At 62.7% G+C, this 16,179-nt stretch carries 15 protein-coding genes and 1 pseudogene; 8 read left to right on the top strand and 8 right to left on the bottom strand.

Features of this window, described 5'->3' with window-relative positions; all coding sequences use genetic code 11:
- Window positions 1-73 precede the first annotated feature (73 nt).
- Window positions 74-1,489 carry an FAD-binding oxidoreductase gene (locus JCM21793_RS03525; protein ID WP_025029475.1) on the bottom strand — a complete coding sequence of 472 codons (1,416 nt, stop codon included), beginning with the start codon at window positions 1,487-1,489 and terminating at the stop codon, window positions 74-76.
- A 22-nt stretch (window positions 1,490-1,511) separates the two neighbouring features.
- Window positions 1,512-2,468 carry an L-threonylcarbamoyladenylate synthase gene (locus tag JCM21793_RS03520; protein ID WP_025029474.1) on the bottom strand — a complete coding sequence of 319 codons (957 nt, stop codon included), beginning with the start codon at window positions 2,466-2,468 and terminating at the stop codon, window positions 1,512-1,514.
- A 160-nt stretch (window positions 2,469-2,628) separates the two neighbouring features.
- Here JCM21793_RS03520 and JCM21793_RS03515 point away from each other — a divergent pair, with 160 nt between their 5' ends.
- Window positions 2,629-3,159 (top strand): hypothetical protein, encoded by a 531-nt coding sequence (locus JCM21793_RS03515; protein ID WP_025029473.1) that lies wholly within the window; start codon window positions 2,629-2,631, stop codon window positions 3,157-3,159.
- Between the two features lie 511 nt (window positions 3,160-3,670).
- Here the strand turns inward: JCM21793_RS03515 and glyS are convergent.
- On the bottom strand, window positions 3,671-6,052 hold the full coding sequence (gene glyS / locus JCM21793_RS03505; RefSeq protein WP_025029472.1) for a glycine--tRNA ligase subunit beta: 2,382 nt from the start codon (window positions 6,050-6,052) through the stop codon (window positions 3,671-3,673).
- A gap of 142 nt (window positions 6,053-6,194) precedes the next feature.
- On the opposite strand from glyS, the gene JCM21793_RS03500 reads away from it, so the two are divergent.
- Window positions 6,195-6,440, top strand: coding sequence for a hypothetical protein (locus tag JCM21793_RS03500; RefSeq protein ID WP_025029471.1), 246 nt, complete (start codon window positions 6,195-6,197; stop codon window positions 6,438-6,440).
- 88 nt (window positions 6,441-6,528) lie between these two features.
- On the opposite strand, the gene JCM21793_RS03495 is transcribed toward JCM21793_RS03500, so the two are convergent.
- The 5 genes and pseudogenes from JCM21793_RS03495 to JCM21793_RS03475 form a co-directional block, all read right to left on the bottom strand.
- Window positions 6,529-6,912 (bottom strand): VOC family protein, encoded by a 384-nt coding sequence (locus JCM21793_RS03495; RefSeq protein ID WP_007006841.1) that lies wholly within the window; start codon window positions 6,910-6,912, stop codon window positions 6,529-6,531.
- A 189-nt stretch (window positions 6,913-7,101) separates the two neighbouring features.
- Entirely contained in the window at window positions 7,102-8,028 is a 927-nt protein-coding gene (locus tag JCM21793_RS03490; protein WP_081784625.1) for a glycine--tRNA ligase subunit alpha, read from the bottom strand.
- Window positions 8,029-8,125: 97 nt separating this feature from the next.
- Window positions 8,126-8,647: pseudogene (locus JCM21793_RS23915) on the bottom strand (TylF/MycF/NovP-related O-methyltransferase); the annotation flags it as partial.
- A 255-nt stretch (window positions 8,648-8,902) separates the two neighbouring features.
- Window positions 8,903-10,957, bottom strand: a complete 2,055-nt coding sequence (locus JCM21793_RS03480) for a tetratricopeptide repeat protein (protein WP_025029469.1) — start codon at window positions 10,955-10,957, stop codon at window positions 8,903-8,905.
- Between the two features lie 134 nt (window positions 10,958-11,091).
- Window positions 11,092-12,105, bottom strand: a complete 1,014-nt coding sequence (locus tag JCM21793_RS03475) for a polyprenyl synthetase family protein (RefSeq protein ID WP_025029468.1) — start codon at window positions 12,103-12,105, stop codon at window positions 11,092-11,094.
- A gap of 180 nt (window positions 12,106-12,285) precedes the next feature.
- On the opposite strand from JCM21793_RS03475, the gene JCM21793_RS03470 reads away from it, so the two are divergent.
- The 6 genes from JCM21793_RS03470 (at window position 12,286) to moaB (ending at window position 15,962) form a co-directional block, all read left to right on the top strand.
- Window positions 12,286-12,525 (top strand): putative signal transducing protein, encoded by a 240-nt coding sequence (locus JCM21793_RS03470; RefSeq protein WP_007006836.1) that lies wholly within the window; start codon window positions 12,286-12,288, stop codon window positions 12,523-12,525.
- Window positions 12,518-13,300, top strand: coding sequence for a tRNA1(Val) (adenine(37)-N6)-methyltransferase (locus JCM21793_RS03465; protein ID WP_025029467.1), 783 nt, complete (start codon window positions 12,518-12,520; stop codon window positions 13,298-13,300). The genes JCM21793_RS03470 and JCM21793_RS03465 overlap by 8 nt, the downstream gene beginning before the upstream one ends.
- An 83-nt stretch (window positions 13,301-13,383) precedes the next feature.
- Window positions 13,384-14,259 carry a S49 family peptidase gene (locus JCM21793_RS03460; protein ID WP_025029466.1) on the top strand — a complete coding sequence of 292 codons (876 nt, stop codon included), beginning with the start codon at window positions 13,384-13,386 and terminating at the stop codon, window positions 14,257-14,259.
- A gap of 49 nt (window positions 14,260-14,308) precedes the next feature.
- Window positions 14,309-14,494, top strand: a complete 186-nt coding sequence (locus JCM21793_RS03455) for a hypothetical protein (RefSeq protein WP_007006833.1) — start codon at window positions 14,309-14,311, stop codon at window positions 14,492-14,494.
- Window positions 14,495-14,518: 24 nt separating this feature from the next.
- Window positions 14,519-15,430 carry a 4-(cytidine 5'-diphospho)-2-C-methyl-D-erythritol kinase gene (locus JCM21793_RS03450; RefSeq protein ID WP_007006832.1) on the top strand — a complete coding sequence of 304 codons (912 nt, stop codon included), beginning with the start codon at window positions 14,519-14,521 and terminating at the stop codon, window positions 15,428-15,430.
- Window positions 15,408-15,962 (top strand): molybdenum cofactor biosynthesis protein B, encoded by a 555-nt coding sequence (gene moaB, locus JCM21793_RS03445; protein WP_007006831.1) that lies wholly within the window; start codon window positions 15,408-15,410, stop codon window positions 15,960-15,962. Before JCM21793_RS03450 ends, moaB begins: the two co-directional genes overlap by 23 nt.
- Window positions 15,963-16,179 lie beyond the last annotated feature (217 nt).

Raw genomic sequence — 16,179 nt, 5'->3', positions numbered from 1 at the left:
TAAATGGCCGCGGCTCCGGCATGACAGTGCCGGAGCGCAAGACGCATTGCCGACCCGCCCAACGATTTTGAATTCAGATCACCTTGCGCGGGTTCATGATGCCCGCCGGGTCAAACGCTGCCTTCACCCGGCGCATCAGCTCCGTGGCGATGGCAGGCTGCGTGGCGATCAATTCGTCGCGTTTCATGCGCCCGATGCCGTGTTCGGCCGAAAAAGACCCGCCCAGATCGCGCACGATGGCGTGGATGGCATCGTTCATCTTCCGGTAGAGGGCGAGATAGGTGTCCCGGTCTCCATCCTTCGGCTGCGAAATGTTGTAGTGGAGATTGCCGTCGCCCATATGGCCGAAGCAGACCACGCGGCAGCCCGGCGCGACCTTCTGCGCCTCTTCGCCCGCACGCTCGATGAATTCGGGGATCGCCGCCACCGGCACGGAAATGTCGTGCTTGATCGAGCCGCCCTCCGGCTTCTGCGCCTCCGACATGGATTCGCGCAGATGGCGGAAGGCATTGGCCTGCCCCTCGTTCTGGGCAATCGCGGCGTCCACCACCAGCCCTTCCTCGAAGGCGACCGTCAGCACTTCCTCCATCAGCTCCTTGGCATCGTCGCCCGAACGCCCGGAGGAAATCTCTATCATCACATACCAGGGATGCGCCTCGGCAAGCGGATCGACAGAACCCGGCACATGCGCCAGCGTGAAGGCAAGCGGCGTGCGCTCGATGAGTTCGAAGGCCGTCAGCCCATTGCCGGCGCGGTCATTGGCCAGTTCGAAGAAGCGCAGCGCGTCGGCAGGTGTCGGCAGAGCCGCCCAGGCCAGTTCCCGCCCCTTGGGCATGGGAAAGAGCTTCACCACCGCCGCCGTGATCACGCCCAGCGTGCCCTCGCCGCCAACGAACAGGTTTTTCAAATCGTAGCCGGTGTTGTCCTTCTTGAGCTTGCGCAGATCGTCAAAAACCTCGCCCGTGGGCAGCACCACCTCGACACCGAGGCAAAGGTCGCGCGCCGTGCCATAGGCCAGCGCGCCCACGCCGCCTGCATTGGAGGAAAGGTTGCCACCGACCTGGCAGGAGCCCTGCGAACCGAGCGAAAGGGGAAAAAGGCGATCCTTTTCGGCCGCCGCATCCTGCAGCACCTGCAACACCACGCCAGCGTCAACCGTTGCCGTGTTGGAATGCAGATCGATTTCACGAATCCTGTTGAGGCGCGAAAGCGAAAGCACGATCTCATTGCCCTCGCCGTCCGGCATCTGTCCGCCCACAAGACCCGTATTGCCGCCCTGCGGTACGATTGCCGTGCCGGTTTCGCTGGCAAGCTTCAGAATTGCGCTCACCTCATCCACCGAGCCCGGCCGCAGCACCATCGGTGTCTTTCCGCGAAAAAGCCCGCGCGGCTCTTCTTCATAGGGCGCTATTTCGTCCGCAGCGGACAGGGCGTGGCGTTCACCAACGATTTCGGCAAAACGGGCGAGAAGAGCAGCATCGATGGTCATGAAGTTGTGGTTTCCTGAAGCGTTAGTGATCTCGGGGTGCGGCAGCGCGCGCGAGGCGATCATTGATGGCTTCGCCAAGCCCTTCAAGGGGCACCGGCTCGACAGCGATTGTGGCAGCGCCCGACCGGTCGAGCGCAAGCAGATGCGAAAAGAGGTTCGCCGCCGCCTCGCGCAGGTCTCCGCTCTCGGAAAGATTGCGCAGGGCAACCGCCCTCTCCGCCCCCGCCGCACGTAGCGGCCCAAAGGCAAGCAGCGCGTCTCCCGGTTTCACCTCTGCCACACCGAGCCGCATATGGGCGCTGGGCGCGTAGTGAGAGGCAAGCATGCCGGGGGCCTGCACGCCCTTGGCACCACGCATCAGCGACATTCCGGTGACGCGCTCAATCTCATCAGCCGCAACGCCGCCCGGACGCAGAAGCGTGATGCTGTCTTCCCCGACCTTCACAATGGTGGATTCCAGTCCCACCGGCGTCGGCCCGCCATCCACGATCAACGGAATGCGAGACCCGAGATCAGTCTCGACCGCCTCCGCCGTTGTGCCGCTGATGCGGCCCGATGAATTGGCGCTTGGAGCCGCCACGGGTCGCCCCAGCGCTTCGATCACCCGCGCGCCAAACCCTTTCGGGCAGCGCAGCGCGATCGTGTCGAGCCCGGCAGTGACCAGCGGGTGAACGCCGGAACCGGCGCGATGCGGCAGGACCAGCGTCAGCGGCCCCGGCCAGAAGGCATCCGCCAGACGGCGCGCGAGCAGGTTGAAAACGGCAATGCGCTCCGCCATCTCCCGGTCCGCCACATGCGCGATCAGCGGATTGAACTGCGGGCGGCCCTTGGTCTCATAGATGCGTGCCACCGCCTCGCCATTGGTGGCATCGGCGGCAAGCCCGTAAACCGTCTCCGTCGGGATGGCGATGGCCGCCCCCGCGCGCAACAGTTCAACCGCCCTGCGAAGGGCTTCCCGCTCCGGCAGTATATCGGCCAAGCACACATCCTCTCAAAAATGCCACTGCTGAGTATCGCGCCTGCCGCAGTCGGGCAAGGTCGCGAATCCCCGGGTTTGCTGAATCTTAAGGGAATTCGCGTCTTGTTGTCCGGGCGATATGAGATGCGCGCAAAGACCGCCAATGATTGGGGGAGGAAGAATGCAGTCATGGCCCGTAAAGCCGCTGCTCGTCACCACGCTGCTTTTTGCGGCTGGGGGCGTTCGTGCTTCATCCCTTCTCGAACTGGCAAACGAGGCATCGCCCCAGCCGCAATCGACCGTGGTTCTGCGGCAGATCGAGCGAAAGTCCCCTCCGCGAACAGCACCGAGCCAGCCGCTTCTCTCCTACCCGGCTCCATCCTTCCGCGAGGCACCGGCAGCGGAACTGCTCCGGCTTTCTCCGTCCATGATCGGCATTGGAACCCCTCTACCCGTGCTGCACCCGGAAGCGGGAGAGATCACCAGCGCCATCCCGCGCGGCCAACACCGGATGCCGCAGGTGATCCGCGGCGGCGAGACCGGTACAGTGCCCCCACGGCAGGTTTCCGCCCCTCAGCCGTCGCAACCCAAAGCGGCCGCCCCGAAAGAGCGCAGGCCTCAGGCGCGACCGGAACCGGAACCTGAAAACACTGCCGCGGTGGAACCTCCCGCACCGCCGCCAGTCGGCGAGCCAGTGGGGCATCCCGAATAGCTCCTGTCATCAGGCTGGCAGGAGTGCAGCTCACACCCAGCTTGACGTCTCGTGAAGCGCGGCGCACCTTCCGCGCATCACTGTTCGGAGACCACGCCATGCTCACCTTCATGAAAATCCTGCATTTCTTCGGCCTCATGCTGGGGGCGGCCGGCGGCATGGGCGGTATGCTGGTGGCCATTCAGGCCAAGCGCTCCGACGGTGCGCCTCCGCCCGGTCTTCTGGCACTGCGCCCGCGCTTCACGATCATCACGCTGACAGGCGTTGCGCTTCTGTGGCTGACAGGGCTTTGGCTTTGGCTGGTGCGCTATGAGGGCGCGCTTTTGAGCACGGCCTTCCTGCTCAAGCTCGTGGCGGCAGCTTCATTCTCGCCGTCGCCCTGCTCGGCTTCATGGCTGTCCGGCGCGGCCAGCCCGGCACCCCGCCACCGGCCTATCTGCAGCGGCTCGGCCCGCTGGCGGGCCTTGCCTCCTATATCGCCGTGGCGCTGGCGGTCTACGTGTTCGCGTAGCTACCCGGTGATTTTCGAGAAATCCGCGACCTGTGCCGTGGCGCTGCGAATGCGTGAAAGCAGCGCCAGACGATTTGCCCGAACCGCCTCGTCATCCGCATTGACCATCACGCCATCGAGGAAGGCATCGACCGGCTGGCGCAGCCGCGCCAGGAAGGACAGCGCCTTCACATAATCATTGGCGGCGATGGCCTGAGCGGCAAGATTCTCCGCCTCTTCCAGGCTGTCGAACAGCGCCCGCTCCTCATCGGTTTCAAAGAGCTTCGCATCGACCGTCTCGGCGATGCCCGTCCCCTTCGTCTCCGCATCGGGCACGATATTGGCCGCCCGCTTGGTACCTGCCAGAAGGTTCTCGCCATCCGTGGTCGCCAGAAACTCCGACAGCGCCTCAACCCGCCGCACGATCAGGAGGAGATCGTCGGCATCATCCGAGATCACCGCATCGATCAGATCATACCGCGCACCCTGATCGCGCAGATAGACTTTGAGACGATCATGGAAGAAGGAGAGGAGGTTGCGGTGCGGATTTGCAAATTCGAAGACTGAATCCACGTACCGAACATAACCGCTTGTTCTTTGCTCCATCGAACCATCAAAAACATCAATATCAAACTGCTTTAGCGCGAACCTTACGATTTGCTTCAATGAATCAGGGTCAATATCTTCAACATGCTCGTCATTCAGGCTCTGGAGAACATCGGTGAGTTCATAGCGCTGAAAATCCCGAACTGAGATGGGATCTGTGATCGAGGAACGAGGACTCTGCTCCAACTCGATCACTTCATATACAGGCAGGCTGAGCAACGGGAACCGAACTCGGTTCTCAATCAAAATCCGGATCACACCCAGCGCCGCGCGTCTCAGCGCGTAAGGATCTTTCGACCCCGTCGGCTTCTCGTCAATCGCCCAGAACCCCACAAGCATATCGAGCTTGTCGGCCAGCGCGACGGCCACGGCCACCGGGTCGGTCGGCACGGCGTCGTTCGGGCCCTGCGGCTTGTAGTGATCCTCGATGGCCGCCGCCACCGCAGCGCTCTCGCCTTGCAGTTCGGCATATTTGCGGCCCATGAAACCCTGCAGCTCGGGGAATTCGCCCACGACCTCGGTCTGAAGATCGGCCTTGGCCAGATGCGCTGCGCGCTCGGCCTCCGCCGGGTCCGCCCCCACCACGGGCGCAAGCTCTTTCGCGAGTGCCGCAATCCGCGCCACGCGCTCACCCTGCGTGCCGAGCTTCGCATGAAAGGTCACGCCCAGATGGTCGAGCCGCGCCATGCGCTGGTCGAGCGGCTTTGAAAGATCGAGCCCGAATTTTTCAGCCGAGCCCTCAAGCTTGCCGAGATCCGGCAGAGCCGCCTGGTCCGTCTTCCAGAAATAGAGCGCATCGGAAAGCCGCGCCCGCACCACCTTGCCATTGCCGTGCGCGATTTCCCTGCCGCCATCCTTCGCCTCGATATTGGCGGTAATCACAAAGCGGTTGGACAGCTTTTCCGTCTCGCCCTGCGGGCGGCAGACAAAGCATTTCTGGTTGGCGCGGATCGTCAACCGGATCACCTCCGGCGGAATGGTCAGATAGTCTTCCTCGAACTCGCCAAGCAGCACCACCGGCCATTCCACGAGGCCCGAAACTTCCTCCAGAAGCCCCTCGTCCTCCACAAGCTCCAGCCCGTTGGCGAAGGCCAGATTGCGCGCGTCGTCGAGGATGATGCGCTTGCGGCGGTCGGGGTCGATCACGACCTTCGCCGCTTCCAGCTTTTCCACGTAATCATCGAAGCGCCGCACGGTGATGGCGTCAGGCGCATGGAAGCGATGGCCGAAGGTGACATTGCCCGAGCGGATGCCGTCGATCTCGAAATCCACCACCACCGGCTCTTCGGTTTCGGGCCCGAAGGTGCACAGGATCGATTGCAGCGGGCGCACCCAGCGCAGGCTGCCCGGCTTTGCCGAGGTCGCGCCCCAGCGCATGGATTTCGGCCACGGGAAATTGCGGATGATGCCCGGCATGATCTCGGCAACGATCTCTTCGGCCGCCCGGCCGGGCTTTTCGATCACCGCCACATAGAAATCGCCCTTCTTCGGGTCGTTCTGGATTTCCGCCTCATCGATGGAGGAAAGCCCCGCCCCGCGCAAAAAGCCCTGAATGGCCTTTTCCGGCGCGTCGGTGCGCGGGCCCTTGCGCTCCTCGCGCACATCCTTCGAGCGGGCGGTCACGCCGCGAATGTCGAGCGCCAGCCGGCGCGGCGTCCAGTATTCGGTCGCCGCCTCATAGGTCAGCCCCGCATCCACCAGACCGTCTGTCACCAGCTTCTTCAGATCGCCGGCAGCCTTGCGCTGCATGCGGGCGGGAATTTCCTCGGAGCGGAGTTCGAGAAGAAGATCGGGCATTGGGAGGTCTCTGAAAAGCGGACTGTATCGCGCCCGGCAATAGCAACTCCGCCCGCCAATGTCACCCGCCACGCGGTGCGAATGAACCTTTTCAACGCCGGCTGCGACCAACAGGCATCAGATCACCACCCGGACGAGAACCATGACAGCCGCCCCCGCCCTTCTGCATTCCATCGCGCTCTGCGCCTGCCTGACCATCCAGGCCGTGCCGGGCAGCACCGAACGCCCCTCCGGCATCCGCCGCGCTCTGCAGACGCTTTCGGCAGAGCGAACACCAGCCACCGTCATCCCGGAAGCCCGAAGGGCTATCCGGGACCCATTGGAAGAACATCAAGAGGCGCGGCCCGGTTCTGTTTGGGCAATCGTTGGCGATGCCGGTATCTTCTGAGGAAACCGGCCCTGCTGCTCAATGAGTCCCGGCTCTCCCTTTGGTCGGCCGGGATGACGCGGATGAGGTCCGACCGAGAAACCAGAACTTACTCCTGCAGCGCAGGCGTCATCCAGCCGATCACGGCCCCACCCGGCTCGCGCAGAATGGCGATACGGCCCACGCCCGGCACATCGAAGGGTTCACGCAGAATTTCGCCTCCCTTGCCCTTCGCTTTCTCCAGCGCCGCATCGACATCGTCGACCGCCAGATAGGACATCCAGTGTTCGGGCACACCCTCGAATTCCGGCCCCGCCATAGTGAAGATGCCGCCAACTGGCGTTTCGCCCACCATCGCGACCCAGTAGGTCTGGCCATCCCCCATGTCCATGCCATCGAAGGTCCAGCCGACGGCTTCTCCATAAAAGGCTTTCGTTTTCTCCGCGTCACGCGTCTTCAGTTCGTTCCAGTGGAATTGGCCGTGCTGTGTCATGATCATCTCCCTTGGCCCCGCAGAACCAAGCAAAACGGGGCGTATCCATGATACGCCCCGCCGCCAGAATCACCAATGACCTTAGATCGCCGTGCGTCCATCCGGACGCACAAAGGACGATCTAAACTATTGAAGGAGCATCGGAACGATCCGAAAACCGGATTCCACTTTTCGGTCCGATGCTCTAGCTCAGGCTACTGCCATTTCCGCGCCGCCCGCATCCGTCTTCAAAAACGCCTCGCCGCAGGCTTTCGCCAGTTCGCGCACCCGCAGGATATAGCTCTGGCGTTCCGTCACCGAGATCACGCCGCGCGCATCGAGCAGGTTGAACACATGGCTCGCCTTGATGCACTGGTCATAGGCCGGGAACACGCATTTGTGCAGGTGCCCCTCATCCGCCGGTGCGCCGGCCGCGAGAATCGCCTGGCACTCGGCCTCGGCATCCTTGAAATGCTGGAACAGGATGTCCGTGTCGGCATATTCGAAGTTGAAGCGCGAATATTCCTGCTCAGCCTGCAGGAAAACGTCGCCATAGGTCACCTTCGCGTCGCCTTCGAGACCGTTGAAGTTCAGGTCATAGACATTGTCGACGCCCTGCACATACATGGCCAGCCGCTCCAGACCATAGGTCAGCTCGCCCGCCACCGGCGCGCATTCGATACCGCAGACCTGCTGGAAATAGGTGAACTGCGAGACTTCCATCCCGTCGCACCAGCATTCCCAGCCAAGGCCCCAGGCGCCCAGCGTCGGGCTTTCCCAGTCGTCTTCCACGAAGCGCACATCATGCGTCGCCATATCGAGGCCGATGGCCTCCAGCGAGCCGAGATAAAGCTCCTGCAGGTTCGACGGGTTCGGCTTCAGGATCACCTGATACTGGTAATAGTGCTGCAACCGGTTCGGGTTTTCGCCATAGCGGCCATCGCTTGGCCGGCGTGAGGGCTGAACGTAAGCCGCGTTCCACGGTTTTGGCCCGAGCGAGCGCAGCGTCGTTGCCGGGTGAAACGTGCCCGCCCCCACTTCCATGTCATAGGGCTGCAGGATCACGCAGCCATGCGCGGCCCAGTAATTGTGCAGGGTCAGGATAAGTCCCTGAAACGAGCGCGTGGGGTGCGTGATGGGCAGATCGGTGCTTGGCGCGGTCACAATGCTTCTCCGGATGATGCCGGCACGTCCTATTCCGCGCCCCGGCAAGCGTCAAGGCGCGGGGCGCGTTTCATGACCGTAGCTTTCTGATAACGGCGTGCGGCAGCCTGCGCTCCAGCCGCAATGAGGCATCCTCGGCCAGCACTTTGTCCACCGCGTTTCGGCACCCCTCATAGTCGTTGTAATCGTCGACGATCACCACCCCGCCCGGGTTCAGGCAGCGGGATACCGACGTGAGGCAGAAGAGGACGGGCTCGTACCAGTCGCAATCAATATGCACCAGGCAGAAACGGTCGCTCTCTGAGGGTGCGAACGTGTCTTGAAACAAGCCTTTTCGGAGGATGATCGACTGGTTGTCGACGCGCAGCCCATACTTCTCGAATGAGGACACGACCCGGCCATACAGATCATCCATGTATCCGTAATATTCGCCATCTTGAATGCCGGTCGACTTTCCATCGGCAATCACCTTGAACCGATTGTGGGCGTCGGTCCCATCGTAGTCGGTGGGCGGGGGTATCTGGCCAAACACGTCGAAGCCGAGAAACCGGCGCCCGCCACGACGCTTGGCCAGCACAATGGCAGAGCTCCCAGCGCCATACCAAACTCGGCGATATCTCCGGAAACGTCTTCTGCCACCACGCGCTCAAGTTCGGAATTGAGTGATGCCATGCGCTCGAGCGGCAGATAGGTCAGACCGTCTCTCATCACCTCCCGGGCAACGGGCGGTAAGGAGAGTTTGAGTCTGCGTTTCGTGAGCGATCGCCCCAGTTTCTGAAACATCCCCACGTTTAATCCGCCCGTTTTTATCGTGAAGGAAACCCGAAAACTCTAGCCGTTCACAGTCTCACTGATCCTGGGGAGGAAGCCGGATTTCCTGGCCTGCGCGAAGCAGGTCGGGATTGCGCCGGAGATCGGGATTGATCGCCAGAATTTCGCGGAACCGTTCGCCGTCGCCAAGCTGCTCGACAGCGATGGACCAGAGCGTCTCGCCGGGTTTTATCGTGTACATCGCATCGCCCATGGCGGCCTTTTCGGCTGCGTCGGGTGCCTTGGCTTCGCTCTTCGGCTCGTCTGCAGGCTCACCTGTCTCACCGACGGGTGTCGCTTCGGACACGCCCGTCTCATCAGAGACCACCGTCTCGGCCGGCGAAACCTCGGCCACCCGCTCTGGCTCCTTATCGGGCAGCCCTTCTTTCAGCTTCTTTTCCACCTCGGCCAGCAGTTCGGGCTCGGGATCGAGGTCGCGGGCATGCGACCATTGATAGGTGGCTTCCAGCCTGCGGCCCGTGCGCCAGTAAGCATCGCCCAGATGGTCGTTCAGAACCGGGTCTTCAGGACGAAGCGAAACGGCGCGCTCAAGCTCCTTCGCCGCTTCCTCGTAACGGCCAAGACGATAATGCGCCCAACCGAGCGAATCGACGATGTAACCGTCATTGGGGCGCAGTTCGACCGCACGGCCGATAAGTTCCAGCCCCTCCTCCAGCTTGATGTTCATGTCGACCCAGGAATAGCCCAGATAGTTCAGCACCTGAGGCTGATCGGGGTAAAGCTCCAGCGCCTTGAAGAAATTCGGCTCCGCCTTTTCCCACTCCTTCAGCCGCTCATAGGCGATGCCGCGCTGGTAGAAGAGGCTCCAGTCTTCGCGCTCCGGCTCTTTGATGCGCGCAACCGCGCAGTCATAGACCCCGGCGGCAGAGCGGAAATCCTTCTGCACCGCATAGACGCGGCCCAGAGAAAGATAGGCGCGGATATCGTCAGGGTCCTTTTCGATGGCGGCGTTCAGATAGGTCTCCGCCTCATCGTGCCGGTCGAGATCGGCAAGGTTCAGTCCCGTCTGCAGTTCGGCCAGACGGCGCCACGGCGAGCCCGGCTTGATCCGATCATAAAACCCAATGGCCTTTTCAGGCTCGCTCTGCTGCTCGGCGAGCGAGGCGAGCTGGATCAGGATGTCGTCATTGTCGGGGCTCAGCGCCAGCGCATAATTCAGGTAGAGCTTTACGAAAGGCTCGCCGCCACCGCGATTGAGCGCGGTGGCGATGTTGAGCAGGATTTCGGCAGCACCGGCGCGCGGATCAGGCACAGGAAACGCAACCGTTTCATCTGCCTCGATCTTTTCGCGCAGAATTGTCGTGGCAGCGCGGCCGGTGATGTAGGTTTCCCCCTTATCGAGCGCGGCAAGCGCCTTGTCCTTTTCGCCACGGCCGGCCAGCCAGGCCGCATAGGCTTCGGCCGCACGCATATAGGTGTCCGGGCCGGCCGATGCGGCTGACACGTCACCGAGCAGCGCGTCGAAAGCCTTCTCGGCTTCGGCATCCCTGCCGCTCTGCGCCAGCATGAGCGCACGGTGATATGACTGGAACAGGCGGTACCAGTCGGGCCCTTCGAGGTCACCGAGGGTTTTGAGTGCCTCATCGGCCCGCCCCTGTCCCAGCTCCGTCCATGTGGACATGATGGACGTGATCAACCGGTCGAGATCCGATTCCAGAACGAGCTTCAGCCAGTTCTCGGCCTGCGCGTACTTCTCGTTGCGCAGCGCATCGACGGCGAGACCGAGCCGCGAAAAGCGTTCCATTTCGGGTACGGATTTCAGAGCCCTAGCATGCGGCAGCGCATCGTCGAACCGGCCCTCGGCGACCAGCGCCAGGAGCAGGCTTTGCTGGATGCCCTGATTGTCCGGCTCAAAGGCAAGCGCGCGCTCGTAATAATCGATGGCGCTCTCGAAATCATTGTCCGCCTCGGCAGCCCGCGCGGCAAGAAAAGCGCCAGAGAACGAGGAAATCGCGATCAGGTCCCGATCGTCGGCACCTCCCTCCTTCGCCATGCCCGTTTGAGGAGCAAGCGCGAGGAACCCCGCGAGGCCAACCGTTGCCAACAGTCCCGAGTTGAAGCGCTTTCTCATTTACCGTCCCGCTGCATGCTGTCCTCATCTCTTCTTCCTCCGCCGAAGCGAAGAGGTTGGGAATCCCTTTTTCCCTCGCAGACAAGCATGGCCTTTTTGCGGAAACGCTTCAACGGGGACTGTCTCCCCTGATATCAGGTCACCCGGCTGATGCAGAAATCAATCACATCGAGAAGCGCATCTTTCTGCGGCGTCGGCCTGAGCGGTGCCAGCGCATCGCGGGCGATTTCGCCAAAGTGGCGCGCCCGTCCGATCGTGTCGCCAATTGCGCCATGCTTGTGCAAAAGCCCGATCGCCTTCTCAAGCGCCGCGTCGTCGCACTGATTGTCCTCGATGGCGCTTTTCCAGAATGCCCGTTCATCCGGGCTGCCGCGGCGATAGCTCAGGATCACCGGCAGGGTCACCTTGCCCTCGCGAAAATCGTCGCCGACATTCTTGCCGAGGTCCGAGCTCTTGCCGCCATAGTCGAGTGCATCGTCGACAAGCTGGAACGCCAGGCCGAGATTGGTGCCGTAGGAGCGCAGCGCCGCGCGGTCGTTGCGGGTCGCGCCCGCCACAACGGGGCCGACTTCGGCAGCCGCCGAAAAGAGTGCGGCCGTCTTCGCCTTGATGACCGCCAGATACTCGTCTTCGGTCGTCTCGAGGTTCTTGGCGACGCTGAGCTGAAGCACTTCGCCTTCGGCAATGACAGAAGCAGCGGTTGACAGGATATCCAGCGCGTCGAGCGAGCCGACCTCGACCATCATGCGAAACGCCTGGCCGAGCAGGAAATCGCCCACCAGAACGCTTGCCTGATTGCCCCAGATCATGCGCGCTGTCTTGCGGCCCCGGCGCAAATCGCTTTCATCCACCACGTCGTCATGCAGCAGCGTGGCCGTGTGCATAAACTCCACGCTGGTGGCGAGCTTCACATGCCCCTCACCCTCATATTCGAACATCTGGGCGGCGGCGAGCGTCACCATTGGGCGCAGGCGCTTGCCGCCGGAGTCGATGAGATGTTTTGCCAGTTCCGGGATAAGCTCGACGTCCGAGCCCGCCTTCGACAGGATCAGCTCGTTGACACGCGCCATTTCGTCAGCGGTCAGGTCCATGAGGCTTGCGACGGAGGCTGCGCCACGCTTGCCATCGAGATTCAACACTACACCCACAGATGGTCCTCCAATCACGACCGGACACGGACCGGCACGGCCGGACCGAAACGTTCAAAACATTCCGGGCAATCTAGTGCCCTGCCCCCACGCGGGGCAAGCGGCGAATGCGCACGGGGCGTGCGCCCGTCAATCACGAAGTCGTTTACAGGGGTGGCGCAAACTGTCAACGTCACGCCCATGATAGAACTCATCCGCACCAATGATCCCGTGGTCATCTCCTTCGTGGAAAGCCTCCTGCGCGACGCCGGCATTGCCTTTTTCGTCGCCGACCAGAACATGAGCATCATGGAAGGCTCTCTCGGCATTCTGCCGCGACGCGTCATGATCGACGAGGATGACCGGGATGCAGCACGTCAATTGCTGAAAGACGCCGGCATCGAGCACGAAGCGCGCTCCGACGACAAGAAGAATGCCTGACACGAATACCGAGGCGCGGCACAGCGTCGATTCCTTCCATCGGGATGCGTTCCGGCTCGTCCAGCCCACGGGTCGCGGGCATCGCTCGGGCGTGGATGCCATGCTCGTGGCCTCTGCCCTGCCGGGCGGTCTTGAAGGCGCAGTTGCCGATCTCGGTGCGGGCGCGGGTGCTGCCGGTTTCGCCGTCGCCGCCCGTTGTCCCAAAACCCGTGTCACCCTTGTCGAGAATGCCCCGGAAATGGCCGAATGCGCCCGCCGCAGCATTGCGCTTCCGGAAAACGCCGCCTTTTCCGACCGTATGCGTCTGATCGAGGCCGATGTCGCGCTTTCAGGCGATGCGCGCGAGGAGGCGGGCCTTTCGCGCAATGCCTATGCCGCCACCATCATGAACCCGCCCTTCAACAGCGCCAGCGACCGCGCCACGCCGGATGCGCTAAAACGGGCGGCCCATGTCATGGACGACACGCTTTTCGAAACATGGCTGCGCACGGCAGCCGCCATCACCATGCCCGGCGGGCTCTTGGCGCTGATCGCCCGCCCCGCTTCGCTGTCGCCCATTCTCGACGCGCTGAGGGGCCGTTTCGGCGGTGCGCGCATCGTGCCGGTGCATGGCCGCGCCGGCAACCCGGCGATCCGCATCCTTCTGCGTGCGCAAAAGGGCAATCGTGCCGGCCTGACGCTCGAACCGCCCCTCATCCTGCGCGACAAGGACAACCGGGTAACAGAACGCGCCGAGGCGCTAACCAACGGGCAGGCGGCGCTTTTCGGCGATTGAACGAGCCCGGCCATTGCACGAACCGCGCAAATGCCTACATGCTCACGAGCAACACGTTCCTTTCTTCTGGAGTAAGCACGCCCTTGCGACGCCTTGTCAGCCGCCTCGTTCCCAAAAAGCTCCGTGGCGATGCCGTCACCATTCCGGTGATCCGGCTCTCCGGCGCGATCATGCCGTCCAACAGCCTGACGCGCCAGAATCTGTCGCTTGCCACCACCGCGACCGTGGTCGAGAAGGCGTTTGCCGTGCCCGATGCGCCGGCCGTCGCCATCGCGCTCAATTCGCCGGGTGGCTCGCCCGTGCAGTCGCGCCTCATCTTCCGCCGCATCCGCGATCTGGCGGTGGAGAAAGACAGGAAAGTCTTCATCTTCGTCGAGGATGTGGCCGCTTCCGGCGGTTACATGATTGCCGCAGCGGGCGACGAGATCATCGCCGACCCCTCCTCCATCGTCGGCTCCATCGGCGTCGTGTCCGCCGGCTTCGGCTTTCAGGAGCTTATCAAGAAGATCGGCGTTGAGCGCCGCGTCCACACGGCCGGCCAGAACAAGGCGATCCTCGATCCCTTCCAGCCGGAAAAGAAGGAAGACGTCGAGCGCCTGAAAGCCCTGCAGCTCGAAATGCACGAGATGTTCATCAATCTCGTCAAGGAGCGGCGCGGTGCCAAACTCGCCGACGATCCGGAGCTTTTCACCGGCGCCTTCTGGACGGGCACCCGCGCGCTCGATCTCGGTCTGGTCGACGGTCTCGGCGACATGCGCTCCGTTCTCAAGGAACGCTATGGCAGGAAAACGAAACTCGCGCTCATCACCCAGCCGCGCGGCCTGTTCGGACGCAAGCTCGGTATTTCCAGCAGCGCCGGCAGCATTCCGGATCTCGGTGCTGCAATTGCCGGCAATGCCGCCACGGGTCTGATCGAGGCTGCCGAGGAACAGGCGCTCTGGCGCCGTTTTGGACTTTGACGAGGCGCGCCCGGGCGTTAAACTCGCGCGCGAAACCGGAGGATCGACAATGCCGCAACTGATCTTCTTTGCCGCGGTGGGCGTGGTGGCCTATGTCGGCTACCGCAAATTCGTCCGCGAGGCAGAGCGCGTCACTGCAAAGGCGCGGCGCGCACGCAGGGAAGCGGCGAATGGCAGCATGGGTACGCTCGTCTACGACCCGAAGACCGGCGAATACCGCGTCGCCAAAGACTGATACCTGAGTAGAAGCATGCAAAGCATGATCGCCCCCGCCAAGGTGAATCTGGCGCTGCACGTCACCGGACGGCGCGTCGACGGCTATCATCTGCTGGACAGTCTTGTCGCCTTTTCCAGCCATGGCGACCTGCTCGAGGTGGAAGGCGGGGCGGAAGACGATTTCTTCGTATCCGGCCACTTCGCCGCCCATGTCCCCATCGGCGAGACCAATCTGGTCACCCGCGCCCGCGATCTTCTGCGTGAAACATTCGGGGAGAGAGCCGGCGCACCCGTCCATCTGCACCTTGAAAAGAACCTGCCCGTCGCCTCCGGCATCGGTGGCGGTTCGGCCGATGCGGCTGCCGCGCTCAGACTTCTCGTCCGCCACTGGCAGATCGACGTCGACGAGGTCGCCCTGGCAGAGCTCGGCCTTCGCCTCGGTGCGGATGTCCCCATGTGCCTGTCATCGAAACCGCTTCTTGCGCGCGGCATCGGCGAAGCGCTTGAAGAACTGCCGCATTTCCCCGCGCTGCCGCTTGTTCTCGTGAACCCCAACATCCCGCTCTCCACGCCAGATGTCTTTTCAGGGCTTGAGCGGCGCGACAATGCTCCCCTGCCCGCCCTCGACACGTTCCCCGACACCGCATCGGCCGCCAAATGGCTCGAAGCCGCTCGCAACGATCTGGAAGAACCGGCCTGCCGGCTCGTACCGCAGATCAGGGATGTGCTTGGCGCTCTCGGGGAAGCGGGCGCGCTTGCCGCCCGCATGTCCGGCTCCGGGGCCACCTGTTTCGGCGTCTTCGGCTCTTCGCACAAGGCGCGTCAGGCCGCATCCGTTCTTGAAGCCCGTCATCCCGACTGGTTTGTCCTTGCCACCCAAACCACTGCCCCAGAGCACGGCCAGACCGAGCACAGCCAGATCGAGCATGACCATGCCCACTACGCCCGCGCGTGAGTTCATCCCCGTCCGCTTCGCGGTGCTGACCGTTTCCGACACGCGCGGCCTTGAGGACGACCGCTCGGGCCAGACGCTGGCCGAACGCATCGATGAGGCCGGCCACACGCTCGCCGACCGGAAAATCGTCGCAGACGATATCGAAGCCATCCGCATGGCTGTCAAACTGTGGTGCGCCGATCCAGGGGTCGATGCCGTCATCACCACGGGTGGCACCGGCTTCACCGGGCGCGACGTGACACCAGAGGCGCTGGAACCGCTGTTCGACAAGCGCATGGACGGGTTTTCGCAGGTCTTCCATCGCATCTCCTACGAAAAAATCGGCACCTCCACCGTCCAGTCGCGCGCCACCGCAGGGCTTATCGACCAGACCTTCGTCTTCGTATTGCCGGGCTCCACCGGCGCCTGCCGCGATGCCTGGGACGGTATCCTCAAAGACCAGTTCGACTACCGGCACATGCCGTGCAATTTCGTGGAAATCATGCCGCGCCTGGCCGAACATCTGAAGCGCGGCGGCGGCAAGTCCGCCTGATCCCTTCCTGACCTTGAAATCAAGAAGACTGCGGCACCGTCCCCGCGAACCCTTTTGCACGCCTGTGGAAAGTTCACGCGCCTCGACTCTGCCAAAAGTTCTTGCTTTGTTCTCATTCATCGAATAGGAATAGATTCATCGGCAGCGACGCTGATTCTGCTTTCCGCTTTAGTCCCCGCGTACTGGAAAGCCAGCGAAATCGCTCAGTCATGGAGCA

The sequence above is a fragment of the Nitratireductor aquibiodomus NL21 = JCM 21793 genome, assembly GCF_000615975.1.
GTDB lineage: Bacteria > Pseudomonadota > Alphaproteobacteria > Rhizobiales > Rhizobiaceae > Nitratireductor > Nitratireductor aquibiodomus.
Note: the sequence above shows the minus strand (reverse complement) of the source record. Positions and strands in the feature narration are given on the sequence as shown.

Coding starts and splice junctions, on each gene's coding strand:
- JCM21793_RS03525 (WP_025029475.1), bottom strand. CDS start 1,489: ATGACCATCGATGCTGCTCTTCTCGCCCGTTTTGCCGAAATCGTTGGT.
- JCM21793_RS03515 (WP_025029473.1), top strand. CDS start 2,629: ATGCAGTCATGGCCCGTAAAGCCGCTGCTCGTCACCACGCTGCTTTTT.
- glyS (WP_025029472.1), bottom strand. CDS start 6,052: ATGCCCGATCTTCTTCTCGAACTCCGCTCCGAGGAAATTCCCGCCCGC.
- JCM21793_RS03500 (WP_025029471.1), top strand. CDS start 6,195: ATGACAGCCGCCCCCGCCCTTCTGCATTCCATCGCGCTCTGCGCCTGC.
- JCM21793_RS03495 (WP_007006841.1), bottom strand. CDS start 6,912: ATGACACAGCACGGCCAATTCCACTGGAACGAACTGAAGACGCGTGAC.
- JCM21793_RS03480 (WP_025029469.1), bottom strand. CDS start 10,957: ATGAGAAAGCGCTTCAACTCGGGACTGTTGGCAACGGTTGGCCTCGCG.
- JCM21793_RS03470 (WP_007006836.1), top strand. CDS start 12,286: ATGATAGAACTCATCCGCACCAATGATCCCGTGGTCATCTCCTTCGTG.
- JCM21793_RS03465 (WP_025029467.1), top strand. CDS start 12,518: ATGCCTGACACGAATACCGAGGCGCGGCACAGCGTCGATTCCTTCCAT.
- JCM21793_RS03455 (WP_007006833.1), top strand. CDS start 14,309: ATGCCGCAACTGATCTTCTTTGCCGCGGTGGGCGTGGTGGCCTATGTC.
- JCM21793_RS03450 (WP_007006832.1), top strand. CDS start 14,519: ATGATCGCCCCCGCCAAGGTGAATCTGGCGCTGCACGTCACCGGACGG.
- moaB (WP_007006831.1), top strand. CDS start 15,408: ATGCCCACTACGCCCGCGCGTGAGTTCATCCCCGTCCGCTTCGCGGTG.